Source organism: Streptomyces sp. NPDC001920, from assembly GCF_053594495.1.
The window spans coordinates 411,953-433,730 of record NZ_JBSFEP010000001.1; the positions used below are offsets into that span (position 1 = coordinate 411,953).

The window sequence follows — 21,778 nt, forward strand, 5'->3', positions numbered from 1 at the left end:
CATGCCGGCCGCCGCCCCTGTCCAGGCGGTGCCGGAGCGGCATCATGGCCGCCGTCCGGCCCGGGCCGGCCACAGCCCTCCTGCCGTGTTCTTCGTCGCCCGCTCCGGGACATCGGGTCGGGGTCCGAACGGTGACGAGATCGATTCCGCCGTGATCTCGCTCTGACGGGTTCCGCATCGGCGTGAAAACCTCCTGTGCGTGCCAGTGGTCGTGCACGGGATCGGCTCAGCCGGCCGACGGTCGGCCCCGGCCGCGTACGAACGCGCGGCGGTTCGACGCGCGACGCTTCGCCTCCGTGATCGCTTCGGACTCCGTACCGTCACCGTTGTCCAGCCAGTCGGCGAGTGCGGTGATCTCGCGGAACCGGAAGAGGTCCGACACCCCGACCCTCTTTCCGAACCGCCGGGTCATCTGCTTGGCCAGCCGGATCAGCAGCAGCGAGTCTCCGCCGAGGTCGAAGAACGTGTCGTGGACACCGATCGTCCGCGGGTCACGTTCGAGGAGTTGCGCCCACAGCTCGACGAGAGCGGCCTCGGTCGGGGTGCCCGGGGGTTCCTTCGTCGCCGACGCGACCGACGCGGGTGGCTCGGGCAGCGCCGCCCGGTCGAGCTTGCCGTTGGGCGACACCGGGAGCCCGGCGAGGAACACCACCTTCTCGGGGACCATGTAGTCCGGCAGCGACCCGCTCAGTCTCTTGGTGATACGAGCCTGGAGGCTTTCGTCCAGCCAGAGGTCCTTGCCTTCGGCGTCCCGCGCCCAGGGCTCCTCCGGCACCACGTATGCCACCAGTGACCCCGCGTGCGGCTGCCCGTCGCGCGCCTGTACCGCGACCGCCGCCGCGCGTACTTCCGGGCATCCGGACAGCCAGGACTCGGCCTCCTCCAGTTCGATGCGGTACCCGCGCACTTTCACCTGGTGGTCCGCACGGCCGATGAACTCCAGTTCGCCGCCGGGCAGATAGCGGCCGATGTCGCCTGTGCGGTACATGCGTTCGCCGGCCAGCCGCGGATCCGGTACAAAACGTTCCGCGGTCAGCCCCGGCCGGTTGAGGTACCCCCAGGCCAGGCCTTCGCCGCCGAGATAGAGCTCCCCGGGCTCCCCCTCCGGCAGGGGTCGCAGCCTGTCGTCCAGGACGTAGATCCGGGCGGTGGAGCTGGGGCTGCCTATGGACGGTTCGCCGGCCTCGTCGCGCGGTACCAGTTTGAAGGTGCAGAAGACGGTGCCCTCCGTGGGGCCGTACCCGTTGAAGACCCGCTCCACCTTCGACTCCGCGTACACCCGGTCGACGAGTTGGCGGCGCACCGGCTCGCCCCCGAGGACCACGGACCGCAGCCCGGTCGGCATGCTGCCCCCGTCGAGCAGGCTCGCCATCGCGGACGGCACGGAGTTGATGTGCGTCACCCGGTGCAGATGCGGACTCTCCAGAAGGTGGACCGCGCTCTCCAGCAACACCACACCGCCGCCACGAGAGAGCGGCACGAAGAACTCCATGACCGCCAGGTCGAAGCAGATCGAGCTCACGGCGGCCACACCGCTCAGATCGCACTCCGCGAAGATCCGGTCCGCCTCGGACAGCATCGCCGCGCAGCTGCTGTGCCTGATCGGGACGCCCTTGGGCCGGCCCGTGGAACCAGAGGTGTAGATGACGTACGCCGTGTCGGCCGGAGCCGTGGCGGCGGGGGCCCGCGTGGCGCTGGACCGCGCCTTGACGGTGACGGACTCCCCGAGCACCAGCGTTCTGGGGCCGACCGGGCAGCGGTCCGCCGACGCGGGTGTGGACAAGAGCAGACGCGTGCCGCTGTCCTCCACCATGAAGGCCAGCCGCTCGTCCGGGTACTTGGGGTCGAGCGGCAGATAGCAGGCGCCCGAGCGGAGGGTCGCGAGAATGGCGACGAACAGATCCGGTGTCCGCTCCACGCAGATGCCGACCGGTACCCCCGGCCCCGCGCCTTCCACCACCAGTTGCTCGGCCAGAAGCGCGGATCGCCGGTCAAGCTCTCCATAGGTCATCACGCCCGCGGCGGAGTAGATCGCCGGTGCGTCCGGGGCCTGGGTGGCGTACTCCAGCAACCTCCCGTGCAATGTTCCTGTGGTGACCGTCACAGCTCGATTCCTTTCTGCTCCGACTCCGCAGCGCTGCGACGGAGTTCGAGATCCGGATTGTCGACCACCTGGAAGAGCACGGAGTCGGAATAGGCGAGCAATGTAGCCACGATCTCCCTTTCCAGGGCGCTTGGCTTGCACCACATTTTTGCGACTGAAGCTGCACCCACCCGTCAACGCCGTCTCAAGGGGACAGGCAGGCGCCCAGCACAATGCCGAACATGGGAATAGGGGCTGGTCCACCTACTATCCGACAGCCGGAGTCGATCTCCAAACGTGCTTTGTCGATGCACAGGAACGCCTTATGTGATCCATGATCCAACGCATGGACTCGGACGACAGGCGTCTGAATCAGTGCCATTTGGCTCGGTATTTCGCGCATGCCCGGCCCCGCCCCGCCGCCACGTGCGCACGCCCGGTTCCACGGCTCCGGCCGGTGAGCGGAAGCGGGAACGGGCGGTGCCGGTGGCCTACGGGTTCTGCGCGCCGTCACGCGACATACCAGGGGCCGCGAGGCAGGTCGTGGATCGCCGTCCTCGATCTCCGCGAGCCGCACGCAAAGGCGTTGCAGGACCAGGGACATGGCCCTGCCGTCGCCCTCGTCGTCGGGGTCGGCAACGAGCCGTTCATGGCGGACGGCAGTTCTCGGACAAGCCGTTCATGAGGGACGGCGGTTCTCGGACAAGCCGTTCATGGCGGGCGGCGTTTTCCGACGAGCCGTTCATGGTAGTAGTTGATCGTCCGCTGGGCTTCGGGAGGGTAAACATGACTGGGCACGAGTCCGCAGGCCGCCTGGGCGCGGAGTTCTTCGCCCCCGGAAGCTCCTTCACCGAGTTCGTCCACGCCTACCGGCCCGAGCTGCTCAGCCTGCACCCGGTCCTGCCTGAGGGAGTTCGGGCCGCGCCGGACCAAGTGCCGCACGGCACCACGGTATTGGCGCTCACCTACGGCGAAGGAGTGATGATCGCCGGCGACCGCAGGGCGACGATGGGGCACCTCATCGCCCAGCGCGACCTGGAGAAGGTCCATCCGACGGACGACTACACGGCCGTCGCGTTCGCCGGCACCGTGGGTCTCGCGATCGACCTGGTGAAGCTGTTCCAGGTCGAGTTGACGCACTTCGAGAAGATCGAGGGCATCCCCATGACCCTCAACGCGAAGGCGACCAGGCTGGCCACGATGATCCGGCAGAACCTCGGCCAGGCCATGCAGGGGCTCGCCGTGGTTCCGCTGCTCGCCGGATACGAGCCGTCCGCCCCCGAGGGAAAGCGCGGCCGCATCTTCAGTTTCGACGTCACCGGCGGTCCGTACGAGAAGCCCGACTTCTACGCCGAGGGCTCCGGATCCCCGTACGCCCGGGGCTCACTGAAGAAGCTGTACCGCCCGGGGATGTCCCGCCGCGAGGCGGCGCTCGCCGCGCTGCAGGCTCTCTATGACGCGGCCGACGACGACTCGGCCACCGGTGGCCCGGACCTGAGCCGCCGGATCTTCCCCATCGTCTCGGTGATCACCGAGGACGGCTTCGAGCGTCTCTCCGAGCAGGAGACGGAGGACTTGAGCCGCGAGATGATCGCGCAGCGCCAGAGGCAGCCGGACGGCCCGGTCGCCTCACTGTGAGCGCTCCTCATCGGCGCGTGCCCGGAGGCCGGGTGGCCATCTGCTCTCCGGGGCGCCCGTAGAGGAGCCTGTTCCGGCGTCTTCGCGCCGGGTCTTCGGGTCGCGCTCCGACAACGGCAGGTCTCCCGCGCGAGCGCCTCCACGGGATGACGGCGATGTGCGTCGTGGGACCACAGGGCCGTATCGAGGCCGTCGGCGGCGCATGCGACGTGGCTGATTCCCGACCGCATCACGCAGACGAAGCCGACGGTCCCGCACCCGTCGGCCGGGCCATGGTGAAACCATGCATCAGCAGCCAGGCCCGCACGCTCCGGTACGTCCTCGCGCACGCGCACGGTGGTGCGGGCCTCTCTCCTCCCCGGCGCCACGCCGGGCGCCTTCCCGGACCGGGCTCGCGACGCGGCTGCCGACGGGCCACGGATACCGCGGACAAGGCACAGGCCCGGCACCGGCACCAACTCTCGCTTGTGGCCGGTGCGTTGCACGCCGCGAGCGCCCGGACGGCCGGTCGAGCCCGGCGCGGCACAAGCCGACGCCGCCCTCAACATCGCGTCGGCATACGGTGGTTCGGCACGCTCCGGCCTGCAGCCACTCGCTCTGCCCTGCTCCTTCCGCACGCCTGCAGCGGCGCCGGCCGGCATCAGCGGCCGCGGTGATCAGTCCACCGGTGCCCCTCGGCCTTTGCGAACCGGGCCGTACTCGTCATATCGCTCATCCGGGCATGGATATCCGCCAGGACTTCCCTCTCCAGGATGCACCGTCTCCAGGCTTGTCCGAACGGGCGGTTCATCCAATCCCTCGATACACACCATCGACAATGTGCGATTGATCGGCACCCGATGTGTCGGCATGATCGCAGCAAGGGGAATCCACAGGAAGTGCCGTCGGGGCCTGCGCTCCACAACGACTAAACCGCACAATCCCCATGTGCCCTGCGGGGACGTGCGTGAAGGGTGTCGATGATCACGCACATAGCTCTCTTCAAACTCAAGGACGGATTCGAGCGGAGCTCACCGGCGGTGATCGAGGCCGAGAAATTCGCGAATGACGTCGGACGCAACGTCCCCGAGCTTCTCACCTGGCGCACGGGCTGGAACACAGTCGACCGCGACATTTCTTACGACTTTGCCATCATCGGCGTATTGCCCGATTTGGCAGCCCTGGAAAGGTATCAGGTCAATAGTTTTCACCGCGCCTCGGTGGAGCTGTGGCGAGCCATCTCCGACTGGGTGGTAATCGATCTGAACGACGCGTGAACCGCTTCCTTACGAGTCGAGCGATTGGAGACCCGGGTGTTCACCGAGTACGACCCCGAAGCAGGGGCTCTCACACGGGAGTTACGTGACCAGTTCGACGCCTTTGCCTCAGGGGAGTGGGACGCCGCACGACTGACAGCCCATCAGACGCGGCGGCTGCGCGAGGTCGTGGCGTACGCACGGGCCAGATCGCCCTTCTACCAGGAAAGGCTGTCGGCTCTCACGGACGACGAGATCTCGGCACTGAGCATCGACGACCTGCGGTCCCTTCCGTTCACCACCAAGGAGGACCTGAGGAAGGCCCAGCTCGAGATCCTGTCCCTGCCGGTCTCCCAGGCATGGATCTTCTACGAGACCACCGGCACGACCGGAGCGGCGACACCGTGCCCGCGCACGAACTCCGACTCCATTCACAACAACACCGTTCTCACCGCGTACTACCGCGACGTACTCGCCCGGTACGGGGACGGCCAGGTCATCGGGGTCTCGGGCCCCACCGAACTGCACGCGACCGGGGACACCTTCGGCGATGTCTGCCGCAACCTGGGCCACGGGGTGGCCAAGATGTGGCCGCACTCTCCGCTGGTCGGTTTCGACCGTGCGCTGGAGCTCATGCGTTCCCTGCCCTTGACCGGGCTGTTCTGCACCCCGGGCATGGCCATGAGTCTCGCTCAGAAGGCGCTGGACGCGGGGTTCGACCTCAAGCGGGACTTCTCGCTCGACATCCTGATGCTCACGGGTGAACTGATGTCACCCAGTCTGTTGCGGAACATCGGCGAGGTGTGGGGGGCCGAGGCGCGCAACTGCCTCTACGCCTCGCAGGAGGCGTCGGTGCTCGCGGCGGCCACCGCGGACGGCTCGCTCCGCACCGCGCCCCTGATCAACCACTACGAGGTGATCGAGCCCGAGGGCACCGAGCCGGTGGCCCCGGACGCGGACGGCGTGCGGTGCGGCGAACTCGTCGTGACCAACCTCTACGCGGGCGCCAAACCGCTCATCAGGTACCGCACCGGCGACATGGTCCGGATGACCGACCCCGGTCCCGATGCCGCCGTACCGGCCCCGGCGCTGGAGGCCATCGGAAGGGTACGTGACCGGCTGCGCCTCAACGGGCACCTCGTCAACGGATACGACCTCGAAGACCTGTTGCTGCGCCGGTTCCGGGACTATCTGGACTACCAGGTCACCGTGGACCGGAACGCCGTCGGCCAGGACGTGCTGTCGCTGACCTTGCAGGCCGGCCCCGCCGGCGACCACTGGGATGCCGTCGAAGCCGCCGCCGAGGACTGCCGACGGGAGCTGGACACCCCTCTGACGGTCACGACCGGTTCTCCCGGCCCCATCACGAGCACCGGTGCCATGGTGAGCTGGAAGGCCGCCCGGGTCGTGGATCTGCGCGCCGAGTCCTCGCTCGAGAACACGTCGGCCGAGCGCATCGCGGCGGCGAGGGCTCGATGACCACTCATGACCCGGACCACACCGCGACCGGCCCGCAAAGGCGCCCGGCATCGGGGATCGCCCTCGGGGCATGGGCCTATGACCGGGGCGAGTTCGTCCCGGCGGCCGAGCCACGGCTGCCACTGTCCACCCAGGCGCTGCACTACGGCACCGGCACCTTCGAGGGCATCCGCGCCTACCGTTGCGACCAGGGCCCTCAGCAGTTGTTCAGGGTGCGCGAGCACTACGCACGCATGCTGCGTGCCTGCCGGATCCTGCGTATCACCGACATCCCCACCGATGTCGAGGACCTCATCGCCATCACCGTCGAGCTGATCCGGCGCAACAACCACGAGGGCGACGTCTACGTACGGCCGCTGGCCCACAAGCTCGCCCTGCTTCCCGACGCGCCCCCCGGCGTCTCGCTGTCGGGCGTCTCCGACGGGCTGTCCATCACGACGTTCGGCTTCCCGTCCTACGGGATCGCGAAGGCGGCGCACTGCGGACTCAGCACCTGGCGGCGCCCGCCCCGCGACGCACTGCCCTCCCAGAACAAGATCACAGGTGGCTATGTGGTCAGCGCGCTGGCCTCCGACGAAGCCCGTGCCGCCGGCTACGACGACGCACTTCTCCTGGACGGCTCGGGACATGTGGCCGAGGCGACCACCGCGAACGTCTTCGCCGTGGCCGCCGGCCGGGTCCTCACCCCGCCCGGCACCAGCGACATACTGCCGGGCATCACCAGGGACACCTTGATCACGCTGTGCCGGGAGTCCGGTACGGAGGTCGTCGAACGCGAGCTGAGCCCGTCGGACGTGTTCACCGCCGACGAGGTCTTCCTCTCCTCCACGGGCAAGGGCGTGGTCCCGGTGGTCAGCCTCGCGGGCCGCATGATCGCAGACGGCACCGTCGGCGAGGTCACCCGCCGGCTCGCCGCCCTCTACGACGCGGTCACCCGGCATGCCGACGGGCCCCATCCCGAATGGCGCCTTCCCGTGGACGTACCGGAAGTCCGCAGCACTCCCGCCTCACCTCATCGCCAGCCCTCAAGGAGCAAAGCATGACGCTGTTGAGCTTCACGGCCCTCCTACGCGGCTCGGACCAGGTGTCGGCCGTGGGCACCCTCGGACCGCAGGGCACGAGCAGCGAGGCCGCCGCGCGGCACTTCATACGCCTCTCCGGATCCGACGGCTCCCAGCCCCCCATCCACCTCTTCGACACCTACGAGGACGCGGGAGCGGCGCTGCGCGACGGCCGGGTCACGCATGTGATCGTGGCCAACGCCTACAGTGCGGTCAACCAGTTCTACATGGACCCCGACCTGGCACTGGCCAACGTGTTCGTCCTGGACACCCCGCTGTACGGCATCGCCGTGCCGCCCAACGCCGCGGTGCCGGACGCCCCCACCATCGCGACTCACCCCGCGCCCGAACCGATCATCGGCCAGCTGCTGCCCCGCAGACACAGCTCCTACAAGGTGATCCACTCGACCTCGACCAGTGCCGCCGCCCAGGCGGCCTCCGACGGCATCGCCGACCTCGCGCTCACCACCGTTCCGTCGGCCGAGCTGAACGGCCTGGAGTTCATCTCGGACACCCGGCCGATCCTGATGGTCTGGTCGGTCTTCACCCGGGTCGAGCCGCCCGCCCGGACGGCATGAGCACCATGACACACCAGACGAGTCAGGAGGGGACTCCATGCTGCTGCTGAGTGGAGACCAGGTACGAGAGGCGTTCCCGGTGGCGGAGGCGTACCGGGTGGTGGCCGAGGTGATGCGCCGCTACAGCGCCGGCGAAGTCGTCCAGCCCGTGCGCACGGTCCTGTCGTCAGGGCGTGACACCTCACTGTTCGCCGCCATGCCCTGTCATGTCGGCGGTGAGTCCGACTCCGGCTACGGGCTGAAGGCCGTGCTGCATGCTCCTGGCAACGCGGCGAGGGGACTGCCGACGCACGTGGGTGTGGTGGTGGTGTTCGACCCCGAGACCGGTCAGCCGCTGGCCATGCTGGAGGGGGCGGCGGTGACCGCGCTGCGTACGGCTGCCGCGTCGGCCGTCGCCACGGACGCGCTGGCCCTGCCGGACGCCGGCGACCTGGCTCTGATCGGGGCCGGCACCCAGGCCCGCGCCCATCTCCTGGCGCTGCGCGAGATCAGGGAGCTGCGCAGAGTACGGATGTGGAACCGGGGGTCGGCGCGCGCCGAGGAGTTCGTCGCGTGGGCGCGTACGGAGGCCGGCATCGTGGTCGAGCCGATGGGCACGCCTGCCCAGGCGCTGTACGGCGCGGACTTGGTGTGCACCACGGTGGACACGACCGAGCCCGTGGTGAGCGCCGGGGACCTGGCTGAGGGAACGCATGTCAACGCGGTCGGATCCTCGGTGCCCGGCAAGCGCGAACTCGACGCGGCTGCGGTGGCGTCCTGCACGGTGTTCGTGGACAGCAGGGAAGGCGCTCAGCGCGAGTCCTCGGAACTCGCCGCTCCGGTCGAGGCGGGCCTCGTGCCGGCCGACCGGCCCCTGACCGAGATCGGCGAGGTGCTGCTCGGCAAGCACCCCGGCCGTACGGACCCGGCCGAGCGCACGCTCTACAAGTCGCTGGGGATGGCGGCCCAGGACGTCGCGTCCGGCTTCGCCGTCGTACGGGCCGCCCGGCGCCTCGGCATCGGCACGGTCACCGACTTCACCTGCTGAACCACCGAAGACGAGGGAGTTGGCGTATGACCGCACTGCTGATCGGCAACGTCGGAGTCATCGGCGACGAGGAACGTATGGCGGAGTACCGCGCGAAGGTGCTCCGGACACTGGAACTGTACGGCGGCGGATTCATGATCCGGGGTGGTGAGTTCGAGGTGCTGGAGGGTGACTGGAAGCCCACGCACCTGTCGGTGATGGTGTTCCCGACGGCCGACCAGGCCAGACAGTGGTACTCCTCTCCCGAGTACCGGGACATCGTCCCGCTGCGTGACGGCACCCATATGGACCTGATCCTGGTGGAGGGCGAGTGACCTCGGCCGCGGACGGCCCGCGCACCCGGGCCTTCTCCCAGGTCGACGTGTTCACCGACGAGCCCCTTCTCGGCAATCCCGTGGCGGTCGTCCTCGACGGCGACGGGATCACCGACCGGGACATGGCCCGGCTCGCGAGGTGGACCAATCTCTCCGAGACGACCTTCGTGGTACCGCCCGCCTCCGGTGAGGCCGACTACGGTCTGCGCATCTTCACCCCGGGCGGCGAGATCCCGTTCGCCGGTCATCCCACGCTCGGCTCCGCCCACGCGTGGCTGGAGGCGGGCGGCGTACCGAAGTCGCCGGGGAAGCTGGTCCAGGAGTGTCCGCTCGGGCTGATCGACATACGGCGGTCCGACAGCGGCCTGAGTTTCCGCGCGCCCGACCTCAAGCGCGACGGCCCGCTGGACTCGGCGCACCTCGACCGGATAGCCCGGGGGCTCGGGATCGGCAGGGAGCGGATCGTCGACCACCAGTGGGTGGACAACGGGCCGGGCTGGGCGGCCGTGCGACTGGCCACCGCCGAGGAGGTCCTGGCGCTGGATCCGGACGACCGTCACATGGGCGACCTGATGCTCGGCGTGGTCGGCGCCCACCCCGAGGGCTCGCCCGTCGCGTTCGAGGTTCGGGCCTTCGCCATGCCCGCGGGTGTACGAGAGGATCCGGTGACCGGCAGTCTGCACGCCGGTATCGCCCAGTGGCTCATCCGCGCCGGCGCCGCCCCCCGCTGCTACCGCGCCGGGCAGGGCGGTCGCGTCCGTCGTCAGGGTGTGGTGACCATCGAGGCCCACGAGGCAGAGGTGTGGGTCGGTGGCCGCTCCCTCACCTGTGTCCGTGGCACCGTCAATGTGTGATCCTCGCTCCGCCGCGTGACGAACCGCCCGTCGGCAGGGGGAAGAGCCCAGGCGAACGTCGCACCCGCCTTGTCGGCGCCGTCGCCGTACCGTGGTCGTGAACCCGGCAGGTGAGTCGGCCGGCACCGGGCACGAGAGGAACCCCGGCCGCCGCACGGCTGGGGTTCCTCAGGACGGTGAGGCTGGTCAGCGGTGTCAGCGCCGCAGGGTCAGGACACCCGGCCGCCACGGCAGTCGGTTGTAGTCACCGCCCGCGTTGGGGGCCTTGCCCTGGTAGAGGAACTGCAGGTTGCAGGGATCGATGGTCATGGTCTGGTCGGGGTTGTTGCGGACCAGGTCGCCGTGGCTGATGTCGTTGGTCCAGGTGGCACCGCTGTTGGCCTTGCCCGCGAAGGGGTTGGACTCGGTGGCGGCCTGCGGGGTCCACGAGCCGCTGAGGCTGGAGGCCGTGAAGGAGCGGAAGTAGCGCCCGTTCGCGCCCATCGCCTCGACGATCATGAGGTACTGGTTCTGGCCCTTGACCTTGTAGACCTGTACGCCCTCGAAGAGGTTGGCCTTCGTGTCGCTCATGATCGTCGTGTACGACGAGCCGAAGTTGCCCGGGAAGTTCCCGATCGGCATGCTCGCCCGGTAGATCTTGCCGTTGTCACCGGCGAAGAACAGGTACATGTTCTGGCCGTCGGCGATCAGGGTCTGGTCGATCGGGCCGGTGTCGGAGCCGGAGATGCTCCCGGTGAACAGCGGCTGCGGGGCGGACCAGCCGTTGGGGTTGGTGGGGTTGGTCGACGTGCGGTAGATGAAGGGCCACGCACCCCACTGGTACGCCAGCACCCAGATGTTCTTGGGCGCGAAGTAGAACAGCGTGGGCGCCACCGCGGCCTGGCTCATCCCGGTCTGACCGGCCGACGCCATGTCCGACCAGTTCGTGAAGGGGCTGAACATCATCGAGCCGTACGACGAGCCCGAGAAGTTCGACGCGTAGACCAGGTGCCTGCCGTTGTGCGTCACGGTGGTGAAGTCCTTCACCGAGGCCCACCCGTGCGCCGGCTGGGCCAGCACACCCGTCGAGGTCCACCGGTACGTCGACGGAAGGGTGCATGTGCCGTCCGGCGGGGTCGGGGTCCCGGACAGGCCGCTCCACTTCTGGTTGCTGCCGCCGTTGCACGTGCCGATCTGTACCGCTGTGCCGTTGGCCGTACCGGCGCCCGCGGTCTCGAGGCAGAGCCCGGACTGCACGCCGACGACCGTGCCGTCGGCGTTGACCCGCCACTGCTGGTTCGTACCGCCGGAACAGGTCCAGATCTGCACCCGGGTACCGGGCGTGGTGGCGTGGCCTGGAACGTCCAGGCACTTGTTGCCGTAGACGGTGAGCTGGTTGCCGTCCGTCAGCGTCCACTGCTGGTTGGTCCCGCTCCAGCAGTCGTAGATCTGCAGGTACGTGCCGTCGGTCTGGCTGGCGCCGGGCACATCGAGGCACCGGTTCGAACCGGCACCGCGCAGGGCGCCGGTGGAAGCCGCCTGAGCCGGGGTGGCGACGAGCATCGCCGCCAGCGCGGCCAGGACCGCGACCGCGGCGGCGAGCACCGCAGACGGATGCCTGCGGCTGAAACTTCCTGTGTGCATGGGGACTTCCTCACCCTCGAGTAGGCGGCTCCGGCCGGCCTCGTCAGAGGTGGTCCGGACTGTCGGGGCAGTACGGCGTGCGGCGACCTGCACCGAGGCGGACCGCTTGTGACGTCCTTGTCCTTCCGCGGCCTTCCGCGAGACCGGTGGCACCCGCGCCTTCGGACGGCGTGGGCGCGGGGGTCGGGACCGTTGCCCGGCGACGTCCGAAGCGTGGGAGCGGGTTCGTGCTTCTCCTGGCCACGGAATGGATTGGCGAGGTCATGACACGCGGGCGCGACACGGCTCCTTGCGGCTCCACGTTCGGACAGCGATCCGCAGTCGCCCCGCCGCGAGCGGAGAGACTTCGATGCATTCGCAATTTCGAACAAAATTCGAGATGGCGAGCGTTCTGAATGATAAGGAACGGGTGAGCGGCGTCAATACCTCTCGCATGTGTCGCCATCTAAACCGAAACATTCGAGGCATTCAGCTCTCCCGGCACGGACGGATTGCCGACCGAGGCGACGGGAGACCGCGTCGGCAACCGTCCGGGAGATCACCACCCGCCTCGAACCCGGCCGAACCCGGCCTGTTGACCAAACCTCGAAAGCGCGGCGGAAGAGCCTCTGGCCAGCTCCGTCGCCGATCCCTTCGCGCATCCACCCCCGGTCCCAGCCCCACGACACCCGCCGCACGACGGTGCCGGGAGCTAGCCAGCCACATCACTGGAAAATCGAAACTTTCGATAGAAGAGCGGAAACTTTATCCGCGAAGAGTATTGACGATGCATCGTCAATCCCTCAATCTCCCTGTCTGAGAACCGGCCGCTGTTCGATATGTCGAAGCACAGCGTCCTTGGGCAGTTCGAGCCGCACGGAGCTGCCCGCACAGCCGCACGTCAGGTCGCGCACCAACGCACCTGCGCCACCCGTTTCGTCCCGGTGAGGTTCGCACCCGCGCATCCTGTCTCTTCACCCAGTTGGAGAGGTACGCGATGCCGCGCGACGGCCCCCCGGCTGAGCCGCGATGGAGTACCCCATGCCTGTGTCGGAACGCCGCCGCCGTCCCCCGGACGTCACCCGACGGCCGACCGGGTGCGGCCCGTGCCGGCTGGGTTCGTCCCGGTCCCATGACCACGGTGTCCGGTGATTCCGTGCCGCCCTGGCTCCGGCCGGCCCTGTCCGTCCGCCGAACCGGAGCGGACGGTGCCGTCCCCCGCCCTTCAGCCCTTCCCCGACTTCTCCTTTGGAGGCACAGCCATGGGCTCGTACGCCCTTCCCAGACACGTTGTCCGCCGGAAGTTCCGCAACGTGCTGTCGGCCCTGGTCGTCGGCGCCCTCGGTGCGGTCGGTGCACTGGCCGCGCCGCCGACCGCACACGCCGCCGAGAGCACGCTCGGCGCCGCGGCGGCCCAGAGCGGCCGCTACTTCGGCACCGCCATCGCCTCGGGCAGGCTGGGCGACTCGGCGTACACGGCGATCGCGGCCCGCGAGTTCAACTCGGTGACGGCCGAGAACGAGATGAAGATCGACGCCACCGAACCCCAGCGGGGCCAGTTCAACTTCACCGCCGGTGACCGCGTCTACAACTGGGCGGTGCAGAACGGCAAGCAGGTGCGCGGTCACACCCTGGCCTGGCACTCCCAGCAGCCCGGCTGGATGCAGGCCCTCAGCGGCAGCTCGCTGCGCCAGGCGATGATCGACCACATCAAGGGCGTGATGGCCCACTACAAGGGCAAGATCGCCCAGTGGGACGTCGTGAACGAGGCGTTCGCCGACGGCAGTTCGGGAGCCCGGCGCGACTCCAACCTGCAACGCACCGGCAACGACTGGATCGAGGTCGCGTTCCGCACCGCGCGCGCCGCCGACCCGGCCGCCAAGCTCTGCTACAACGACTACAACGTCGAGAACTGGACGTGGGCCAAGACCCAGGCCATGTACGCCATGGTCCGCGACTTCAAGCAGCGCGGCGTACCGATCGACTGCGTAGGCTTCCAGGCGCACTTCAACAGCGGCAGCCCCTACAACAGCAACTTCCGCACCACTCTGCAGAACTTCGCCGCCCTCGGCGTCGACGTGGCCATCACCGAACTCGACATCCAGGGTGCCCCGGCCTCGACCTACGCCGCCGTGACCAACGACTGCCTGGCCGTCCCGCGCTGCCTCGGCATCACCGTCTGGGGTGTGCGCGACTCCGACTCCTGGCGGCCGGAGCACACGCCGCTGCTGTTCAACCGCGACGGCAGCAAGAAGCCCGCCTACACCGCCGTCCTCGACGCACTCAACGGCGGCTCCTCCACGCCGCCTTCGGGTTCCGGACAGATCAAGGGCGTCGGTTCCGGCCGCTGCCTGGACGTGCCCGGCACCAGCACCACCGACGGCACCCAGCTCCACCTGTGGGACTGCCACAACGGCACCAACCAGCAGTGGACGCACACCGCCGCCGGCGAGCTCAGGGTCTACGGCAACAAGTGCCTGGACGCCGCCGGCACCGGCAACGGGACCAAGGTCCAGATCTACAGCTGCTGGGGCGGCGACAACCAGAAATGGCGCCTCAACTCCGACGGATCCATCGTCGGCGTCCAGTCCGGCCTCTGCCTCGACGCCGTCGCGGGCGGCACCGCCAACGGCACCCTGATCCAGCTCTACTCCTGCTCGAACAGCAGCAACCAGCGCTGGACCCGCACCTGATGGGCCCTGCCACGAACGAAAGGGCGAATCGATGAAGACTCACGGTGCGGTTTCCCCCGCCCTTCCGGGACGACATCGTTGGTGGTCCCGGATCGCCGCCGTGGTGGCGGCGACCCTCGCGGCCGGCATGCTCGCCGTGGTGAATCCGGCGCCCGCCGAGGCGGCGACGGTGGACACCAACGCCTGGTACGTCCTGGTCAACCGCAACAGCGGCAAGGCACTGGACGTCTCCGGCGCCTCCACCGCCGACGGCGCGCGGGTCAGCCAGTGGACGCGCGGCGACGGAACCAACCAGCAGTGGCAGTTCGTCGCCTCCGGCGACGGCTTCTACCGCCTCAAGGCCCGGCATTCGAGCAAGGTTCTCGACGTGGCCGGCGCCTCGACCGCGGACGGTGCCGCGATCCAGCAGTGGGCCGACCACAACGGGGCCAACCAGCAGTTCCGCCTGGCGGACTCCGACGCCGGCCACGTCCGGCTGATCAACCGCACCAGCGGCAAGGCGGTGGAGGTGCAGGGCGCCTCCACCGCCGACGGCGGCAACGTCGTCCAGTACACCGACTGGGGCGGCGCCAACCAGCAGTGGCAGCTGGTCAAACTGTCGTCCGGCGGCGGCGGGGCCTGCGGCAGCGCGCCGACCCTGGCGAGCGGTACGCACACGATCCAGAGCGGCGGCAAGAGCCGCAGCTTCATCCTCAGGGTTCCCGCCAACTACGACAGCAGCCACCGCTACCGGCTGATCTTCGCGTTCCACTGGCGGGGCGGCACAGCCGGCGACGTCGCCTCCGGCGGCACGAGCGGAAGCGCCTGGTCCTACTACGGCCAGCAGGAACAGTCGAACAACTCCGCGATCCTCGTCGCCCCCCAGGGCCTCGGCAACGGCTGGGCGAATTCCGGCGGTGAGGACGTCACCTTCGTCGACGACATGATCCGGCGCATCGAGGGCGGCCTCTGTGTCAACCCGGCACAGCGTTTCGCCACCGGGTTCAGCTGGGGCGGCGGTATGAGCTACGCACTCGCGTGCAGCCGGGCCAACGTCTTCAGGGCCGTCGCGGTCATCTCCGGCGCCCAGATCAGCGGGTGCAGCGGCGGCACCCAGCCCATCGCCTACTTCGGAATCCACGGCATCAGCGACTCCGTCCTCAACATCGGGCAAGGACGGTCCCTGCGCGACAGATTCGTCAGCAACAACGGCTGCGCCTCCCAGAGCCCGCGCGAGCCCGCGCAGGGCAGCCGCACGCACATCACCACCACCTACTCGGGCTGCCGTGCCGGATACCCGGTCCAGTGGGCCGCGTTCGACGGAGGCCACATACCCGGTCCGGTCGACGGCTCCCCCAACGAGAGCGGCGTCGCCACGTGGACCAAGGCAGAGATCTGGAGGTTCTTCGCACAGTTCCAGTGACACGCCCGCACCACGGGGTGGAGCCAGGACGGTCCTGGCTCCACCCCGCCGACCCGTGTCAGGGCCGGACGGCCACCGATGAGGAGCGGCGAGACGACGTCGTCGGCCCGGCCGACGGTGGGGAGCGAGCGGCCTCGCGCCGGCTCGGTGTGCTCGCCCGCCGGGGGCAGCGCGTCGGCCAGGAGTGGCAGCGAGCCGGGTGACGTGTCATGCCACTCAGGCCGGAGACCGGACCGATCACGGACCATCCGGCCGCAGGCTGCGCCGTCCCTGCCGACTGGTGGGTGCTCCCCCGCCGTGTGGCTGGAGGTCCCGCTCGTCGGGCCGCGGAAGCTCTGCGTGGCCTTAGGGTCAGAACGGCATGGGCCGGACGGCATGCGAAAGTGAGGCGGAGCGCGTGATCCGGGTAGTGGTGGTGGACGACGAGGCACTGGTCCGCTCGGGCTTCGAACTCATTCTGGGCGCGTCCGAGGACATCGAGGTCGTCGCGACCGCGAGCGGCGGCGGTGCCGTGGAGACCGTCCGGCGGGAGCGGCCCGACGTGGTGCTGCTGGACATCCGGATGCCGGACACCGACGGACTCACCGTGCTGCGCGAGCTGCGGACGATGCCCGATCCGCCGGTGGTGGCGATGCTGACGACGTTCGACGCCGACGAGTACATCGTGACCGCGCTGCACTGCGGGGCGGCCGGTTTCCTGCTCAAGGACACCGAGCCGGAGCAGCTCGCCCACCTCGTGCGCACCCTGGCCGCCGGTGGCGTCGTGCTCTCCCCCAAGGCGTCGCGGACCCTGCTGCACAGTCACCCCGGCACCCAGACGGCCGTCGACGAGGGGGCCGCCCGGGTCCGGCTGCTCACCGCGCGTGAGCGAGATGTCCTCGTCCTGGTGGCGGAAGGGCTGTCGAACGCCGACATCGGGGCACGCATCCACCTGGGTGCCGGCACCGTCAAGGATCACGTCAGCGCGATTCTGACGAAGCTGCGGGTGACGAGCCGGGTGCAGGCCGCGCTGCTGGCGCAGCGGGCCGGACTGCTCGACGAGCGCCCCCGGTCGGAGACCGGCCGATGAGCCGTGCACGTGCCGTGTGGCAGCGGGTTCCCGCGCCGGTCGTCGACGTCGTCGTGGTGGCGGTGGCGGCCGTGGACAGCTGGCTGAACATGTGGGAGCACACGCGTGCCGGTGTCGCGCTGGCCGCGGTCGGCTGCGCCGCGCTGGCGTTCCGGCGCCGGTTCCCGCTCGGCGTGTTCCTGCTCACCCTGCCCATCGCGCTGACGCAGGATGTCGCCGTCGCTGTGCTCGTGGCGCTGTTCAGCCTGGCCGAGCGGTCCCGCAACCGCCGTCTCCTCGCGGTGTGCGTCGCCCTGTCCGCCGTCGCGAGCAGTGCTCCGTGGCCACTGGCCGAGGTCGACCGGACCATGACGCTGGTCTTCTTCGTCTACGGCCTGGCGACCAGTGTCGCCCCGGTCCTGTTCGGCCAGCTCCTCCAGGCGCAACGGGACCTGGCGCGGCGGCTGTCCGAGATCGAGGAGGCCAGGGAGCACGAGCGGGTCCTGCACGCCCAGGCCGTGCTCGCCCGCGAACGCGCCCAGCTGGCCCGCGAGATGCACGACGTGGTCTCCCACCAGGTCGGCCTGATCGCCGTACGGGCCGGGGCCCTGCAGGTCGCCACCAAGGACGCGGACGCCAAGGACGCCGCCCGCACGATCCGTTCCCTGAGCGTCACCACGCTCGACGAACTGCGCACCATGGTCACGCTGCTGCGTGCCTCCGGCGGCCACGCCACCGAGCTGACCCCGCAGCCCACCCTGGCCGACCTGCGCAAACTTGTGGAGTCCAGCGGCACTCACGTGGAGTTGTCGGGTGAGTTGCCGCCCGCCGTGGGCACACCCGCACAACGGGCCCTCTACCGTACGGTCCAGGAGGCCCTGACCAACGTCCGCAAGCACGCCCCCGGCGCCACCGCGTGCGTCGAGCTGTGGCAGGACGGCGATGACGTCGGAGTGACGGTCACCAACACGGCGCCCACGCGTCCCTCCCTGCCCCTGCCCGGTTCACAGCAGGGCCTGGTCGGTCTGCGGGAACGGGCCGAAATCCTGCACGGCGCCCTGGACGCGGGTCCGACCGCGGAGGGCGGCTACCGGGTGCGGCTGCGGATTCCCCTCGACGCGGACTGACCGGCCCCCTCAGGCTGACCGGTCGGCTCGCGCCGGCTCACCAGACCGGTGCGCCGGGACGGCCCTGCGCCGAACCGGGTGAGCGCGGGCGCACGAAGGCCGAACTCGACACGGGGAGCCCGGCGGGGCGGCCCAGGGCCGTTCGCGGTCTTGGTTCGCGTGAGTGCCGGTGCGTGGGGTTGTCCGGTCGGGAGTGGAGCAGGGGACGACCGGACAACCCCGCGAGTGAGGGGTCATCGCGCGGGGGCGAGGAACTGGGTGGCCGCCAGCTGTGCGTACAGCGGGTCCTGGGCCACCAATTCCTCGTGGGTGCCGACGGCCCGGACATGTCCGCCGTCCATGACGACGATCCGGTCTGCGCCGGTCACCGTCGACAGGCGGTGGGCCACCACCAGCACCGTGGTCTCGCGGGCCATGTCCGTGATGACGTCCCGCAGCGTCAGCTCGTTGACGGCGTCGAGCTGCGAAGTCGCCTCGTCCAACAGCAGCAGCCTCGGCCGCCGCAGCAGGGCGCGGGCGATCGCGACGCGCTGCCGTTCGCCGCCCGACAGCTGGGAGCCGCGGTGTCCGACCGGGGTGTCCAGACCGTGGGGCAGCCGCTCGACGAGGGTGTCGAGTCCTGTCCGGGACAGGACGTCGCGGATGTCGTCGTCCGTGGCGCCGGGCGCGGCGAAGACGAGGTTCTCTCTCAGTGTCCCGGCCAGCACCGGGGCGTCCTGCTCCACATAGCCGATGACGGATCGCAGCTCGGGCAGCGGCCAGTCCTGTACGTCCCTGCCGTCGACCAGCACCCGGCCGCCGGTGGCCTCGTAGAGCCGCCCGATGAGCGCGAACACCGTCGACTTGCCGGCCCCCGAGGGGCCCACGAAGGCCGTCATCCCGGTTTCCGGCACCTCGAAGCTCACCTTCTGGTGCGTGTACGGCAGGCCCGGACGGTAGCGGAAGGACACGTCCTCGAAGCGCACCGACGCCGGACCAGGGGCCGCTGCCCCCGGTTTCGGCAGGGCGCCCGTGGGCCGGTCGGCCGGCTCCGTCGCCAGGCGTTCCACCTGCGCGATCCGGGAGAGCGCGGCCGCCCCCTCCTGATAGGAGGACCCGGCTTCGATCAGCGTGGACACCGGCTCGATCAGGTAGAAGAGGTACAGCAGGAAGGCGATGAGGGTGGATACGGGAATGTCCCCGGACGCCACGCGTGCCCCGCCGACCGCGAGCACCGCGAGGAAGGCCAGCTGTACGGCGAGTTCGTCGGCCGTGCCCGCCACGGACTCCCACTTCGCGCTCTTCACACCGTGCCGCCACGCCCGCCGTGCCGCCGCCTCCACCCGGGCGGTCTCCCGTCCCTCGGCGCCGGACGTCTTGACCGTACGGAACGCTCCGAGAGACCGCTCCAGTGCGACGGAGACCTCCCCGACCGCCTCCTGCGCCCGCTCGGTGGCCTGCGCGATCTTCGGCATCACCAGGGTGACCGCCCCGCCGACCAGCACGACCACCCCGAGCGTCACACCCAGCAGTACGACGTCCAGGTACGCCATCATCACGATCGCCGCCACGAAGGACACCGCGCCGGTGGCCGCAGAGACGACCGCCTGGGTGCTGACCGCACGCAGCAGCGTCGTGTCCGAGGTGACCCGGGACATCAGATCACCCGGCGGGATCCGCTCCCACTCGGCGAGCCGCAGCCGCAGCAGGCGCCCGGCCAGGGTGCGCCGCGCGGCCAGGACCACCGACTCCGCCGTCCGCTCCAGCACATACGCGCCGAACGCCTCGACGGCCGTGCCCAGCAGCACCAGCACGGTGAGCCCGATCAGGATCCCGGCGATGGTCTCACCGGACGCCAGCCGGTCCACCAGTGCCTTCGTGGCGAGCGGCTGCAGCAGTCCCCCGGCGGCCCCGACCAGGGCGCACAGCAGGCCGAGGGCGACGGCCCACCGGTGCGGCCGGACGTACGCGTACAGTGCCTTGGCCGTTTCCCGGGCGGACGGAGGAGTCTCATCCGTCGTCGGGGCGGATGCGGCGGTGTTCACGAAGTTCCCTTCTTCTGCGGTCTGCCGGGCAGGCATCGGCGGTGCCCGGCAGGCCAGGGGTGTGGGCAGGTGTCGGCTCGGTGGACGAGTTGTGCCTCCAGCCTGGAAGCCCGTCCGCCCCGCGCCCATCCGGCACCTGTCGGGTCCACCCCCGCCGAGTGGCTGAAGAAGACAGCCGTCCGGTCGCACGGGACCGGCCCTGGGACGGGTCTCCGCCGGTCGGCAGGGCGGTACCCGCCGACCGGCGGGGGCACCACCGAAGACTGCCGGATGGTCCGCCCCCTGACGTCCGCGCGAGGTTCTCCGTATGACACAGACACAGCCGCCGCAGGAGACGTCAGCTCCGCGGGAGAACTCGTCTCCGCCGCCCCGGACCTCCCCCGAGGCCGCCGTTGCGGCCTCGCCCGGTCCCTCGATGGGACGCCTCGTCGGGGTGGATCTGGCCCGTGCGCTGGCCGTGTTCGGCATGTACGTGGTGCACATCGGCCCCCCGCTGTCGGCCACGTCCGGCGTCGCCAGCTGGATCCGGTATATAGCGGACGGCCATTCGTCGGTCCTGTTCGCCACCCTCGCCGGGTTCTCGCTGATGCTGCTCGCCGGGCGCCGCGAACCCAAGACCGGCCTGGCCGGCCGGCAGGCGAAGGCCCGCATCGCGATCCGCGCCGTGGTCCTGCTGGCCCTGGGCACCGTGATGGCGATGGAGTACGGGGGAGTGATCATCCTCGGCTTCTACGGGGTCTACTTCCTGCTGGCCCTGCCCCTGGTGCGACTGCGCGCCAGGACCCTCGCCCTCATCGCGACCGCGTTCGCGCTGGTCACGCCGCAGCTGGCGTTCGTCCTGACCTCACTGCTGAGCGAGTCGGCCCAGCAGAGCATCAACGCCTACGACCCGCTCCGCCGCGTCGGCGAGGTGGGGGTCCTCGATCTGCTGCTCACCGGCTTCTACCCGGCGCTCACGTGGATGTCGTTCGTGATCGCGGGCATGGCGCTGGGCCGTCTCGACCTGTCCTCGGGCACTGTGCAGCGGCGCCTGGCCGCGCTCGGTGCCGCCCTCACCGCGGCCGCGTACGGCATGTCCTTGCTGCTCGCCGGCAAGGGCGCGTTGAGGAGCATGGCGGAAGACGGGTCGTCGTCCGGCAGCTCCGGTTCGATGCTCCCCGGCAGCGGGTCGGTGCCCCTCGACGGCGGGTCGTTCCCCGAGATGCCGGCGTCGTCGCTCCTGGCGGCCGGGCCGCACAGCGGCACCACGTTCGACATCATCGGCAGCGTCGGAGTCGCGATCCTCGTGATCGTGGGCGCGACGGTGCTGATGGACCGCCTGCCGCGGCTGCGCCGCCTGGCGAAACCGGTCATCGCCGTGGGCACCATGTCCCTGACCGCCTACGTCGGCCATTTCCTCGCGCAGTCCGCACTGTCCACCCCCGCCGGAACCGGCACCCAGCAGTCATGGGTACCGCTGCTCATGTACGTCCTCGGGGCGATCGTGTTCGCCGCGATCTGGTCCCGCTTCTTCCGCCGCGGCCCCCTGGAGCACCTGCTCAACGCCGCCACCAAGCCGGCGAAGCACATCCGGTGAACCCCGGCCGGGGTGCGGCGCCGCCGCGCTCCACCCC

General features: G+C 69.9%; 16 protein-coding genes. 13 read left to right on the forward strand and 3 right to left on the reverse strand.

Annotated features, from left to right (window positions below; translation table 11 throughout):
- Window positions 1-226: 226 nt before the first annotated feature.
- Complete coding sequence (locus tag ACWCPI_RS01680) at window positions 227-2,104, reverse strand: non-ribosomal peptide synthetase (RefSeq protein WP_451036197.1); 1,878 nt, start codon at window positions 2,102-2,104, stop codon at window positions 227-229.
- Between the two features lie 765 nt (window positions 2,105-2,869).
- Between ACWCPI_RS01680 and prcB the strand changes: the two genes are divergently transcribed.
- From prcB to ACWCPI_RS01720, 8 genes are all read left to right on the forward strand, one after another.
- A complete protein-coding gene (gene prcB, locus ACWCPI_RS01685; protein WP_451036198.1) occupies window positions 2,870-3,721 on the forward strand; it encodes a proteasome subunit beta in 852 nt (283 codons plus the stop codon).
- Window positions 3,722-4,680: 959 nt separating this feature from the next.
- Window positions 4,681-4,977 (forward strand): Dabb family protein, encoded by a 297-nt coding sequence (locus ACWCPI_RS01690; protein WP_388810479.1) that lies wholly within the window; start codon window positions 4,681-4,683, stop codon window positions 4,975-4,977.
- A gap of 36 nt (window positions 4,978-5,013) precedes the next feature.
- Window positions 5,014-6,435, forward strand: a complete 1,422-nt coding sequence (locus ACWCPI_RS01695; protein ID WP_451036199.1) for a phenylacetate--CoA ligase family protein — start codon at window positions 5,014-5,016, stop codon at window positions 6,433-6,435.
- Complete coding sequence (locus ACWCPI_RS01700) at window positions 6,432-7,478, forward strand: aminotransferase class IV (protein WP_451036200.1); 1,047 nt, start codon at window positions 6,432-6,434, stop codon at window positions 7,476-7,478. The genes ACWCPI_RS01695 and ACWCPI_RS01700 overlap by 4 nt, the downstream gene beginning before the upstream one ends.
- Window positions 7,475-8,074, forward strand: a complete 600-nt coding sequence (locus ACWCPI_RS01705) for a hypothetical protein (RefSeq protein ID WP_451036201.1) — start codon at window positions 7,475-7,477, stop codon at window positions 8,072-8,074. The genes ACWCPI_RS01700 and ACWCPI_RS01705 overlap by 4 nt, the downstream gene beginning before the upstream one ends.
- 37 nt (window positions 8,075-8,111) lie before the next feature.
- On the forward strand, window positions 8,112-9,101 hold the full coding sequence (locus ACWCPI_RS01710) for an ornithine cyclodeaminase family protein (RefSeq protein ID WP_451036202.1): 990 nt from the start codon (window positions 8,112-8,114) through the stop codon (window positions 9,099-9,101).
- A gap of 26 nt (window positions 9,102-9,127) precedes the next feature.
- Window positions 9,128-9,415 (forward strand): DUF1330 domain-containing protein, encoded by a 288-nt coding sequence (locus ACWCPI_RS01715; RefSeq protein ID WP_388810492.1) that lies wholly within the window; start codon window positions 9,128-9,130, stop codon window positions 9,413-9,415.
- The gene (locus ACWCPI_RS01720; RefSeq protein ID WP_451036203.1) at window positions 9,412-10,269 is read left to right on the forward strand and encodes a PhzF family phenazine biosynthesis protein; all 858 of its coding nucleotides are present in this window, start codon (window positions 9,412-9,414) and stop codon (window positions 10,267-10,269) included. The genes ACWCPI_RS01715 and ACWCPI_RS01720 overlap by 4 nt, the downstream gene beginning before the upstream one ends.
- 195 nt (window positions 10,270-10,464) lie before the next feature.
- On the opposite strand, the gene ACWCPI_RS01725 is transcribed toward ACWCPI_RS01720, so the two are convergent.
- Window positions 10,465-11,892 carry a non-reducing end alpha-L-arabinofuranosidase family hydrolase gene (locus ACWCPI_RS01725; protein ID WP_451036204.1) on the reverse strand — a complete coding sequence of 476 codons (1,428 nt, stop codon included), beginning with the start codon at window positions 11,890-11,892 and terminating at the stop codon, window positions 10,465-10,467.
- A gap of 1,241 nt (window positions 11,893-13,133) precedes the next feature.
- Between ACWCPI_RS01725 and ACWCPI_RS01730 the strand changes: the two genes are divergently transcribed.
- From ACWCPI_RS01730 to ACWCPI_RS01745, 4 genes are all read left to right on the forward strand, one after another.
- A complete protein-coding gene (locus ACWCPI_RS01730; RefSeq protein ID WP_451036205.1) occupies window positions 13,134-14,564 on the forward strand; it encodes an endo-1,4-beta-xylanase in 1,431 nt (476 codons plus the stop codon).
- 100 nt (window positions 14,565-14,664) lie between these two features.
- Window positions 14,665-15,966: an RICIN domain-containing protein gene (locus ACWCPI_RS01735; RefSeq protein ID WP_451036356.1), complete on the forward strand. Its 1,302-nt coding sequence runs from the start codon at window positions 14,665-14,667 to the stop codon at window positions 15,964-15,966.
- 361 nt (window positions 15,967-16,327) lie between these two features.
- Complete coding sequence (locus ACWCPI_RS01740) at window positions 16,328-17,035, forward strand: response regulator (RefSeq protein ID WP_451036206.1); 708 nt, start codon at window positions 16,328-16,330, stop codon at window positions 17,033-17,035.
- Window positions 17,032-18,141 (forward strand): sensor histidine kinase, encoded by a 1,110-nt coding sequence (locus tag ACWCPI_RS01745; protein WP_451036207.1) that lies wholly within the window; start codon window positions 17,032-17,034, stop codon window positions 18,139-18,141. The genes ACWCPI_RS01740 and ACWCPI_RS01745 overlap by 4 nt, the downstream gene beginning before the upstream one ends.
- A 233-nt stretch (window positions 18,142-18,374) precedes the next feature.
- Here ACWCPI_RS01745 and ACWCPI_RS01750 read toward each other — a convergent pair whose 3' ends face one another.
- Complete coding sequence (locus tag ACWCPI_RS01750) at window positions 18,375-20,165, reverse strand: ABC transporter ATP-binding protein (RefSeq protein ID WP_451036208.1); 1,791 nt, start codon at window positions 20,163-20,165, stop codon at window positions 18,375-18,377.
- Window positions 20,166-20,472: 307 nt separating this feature from the next.
- Between ACWCPI_RS01750 and ACWCPI_RS01755 the strand changes: the two genes are divergently transcribed.
- Window positions 20,473-21,741, forward strand: a complete 1,269-nt coding sequence (locus tag ACWCPI_RS01755) for a DUF418 domain-containing protein (RefSeq protein WP_451036209.1) — start codon at window positions 20,473-20,475, stop codon at window positions 21,739-21,741.
- Window positions 21,742-21,778 lie beyond the last annotated feature (37 nt).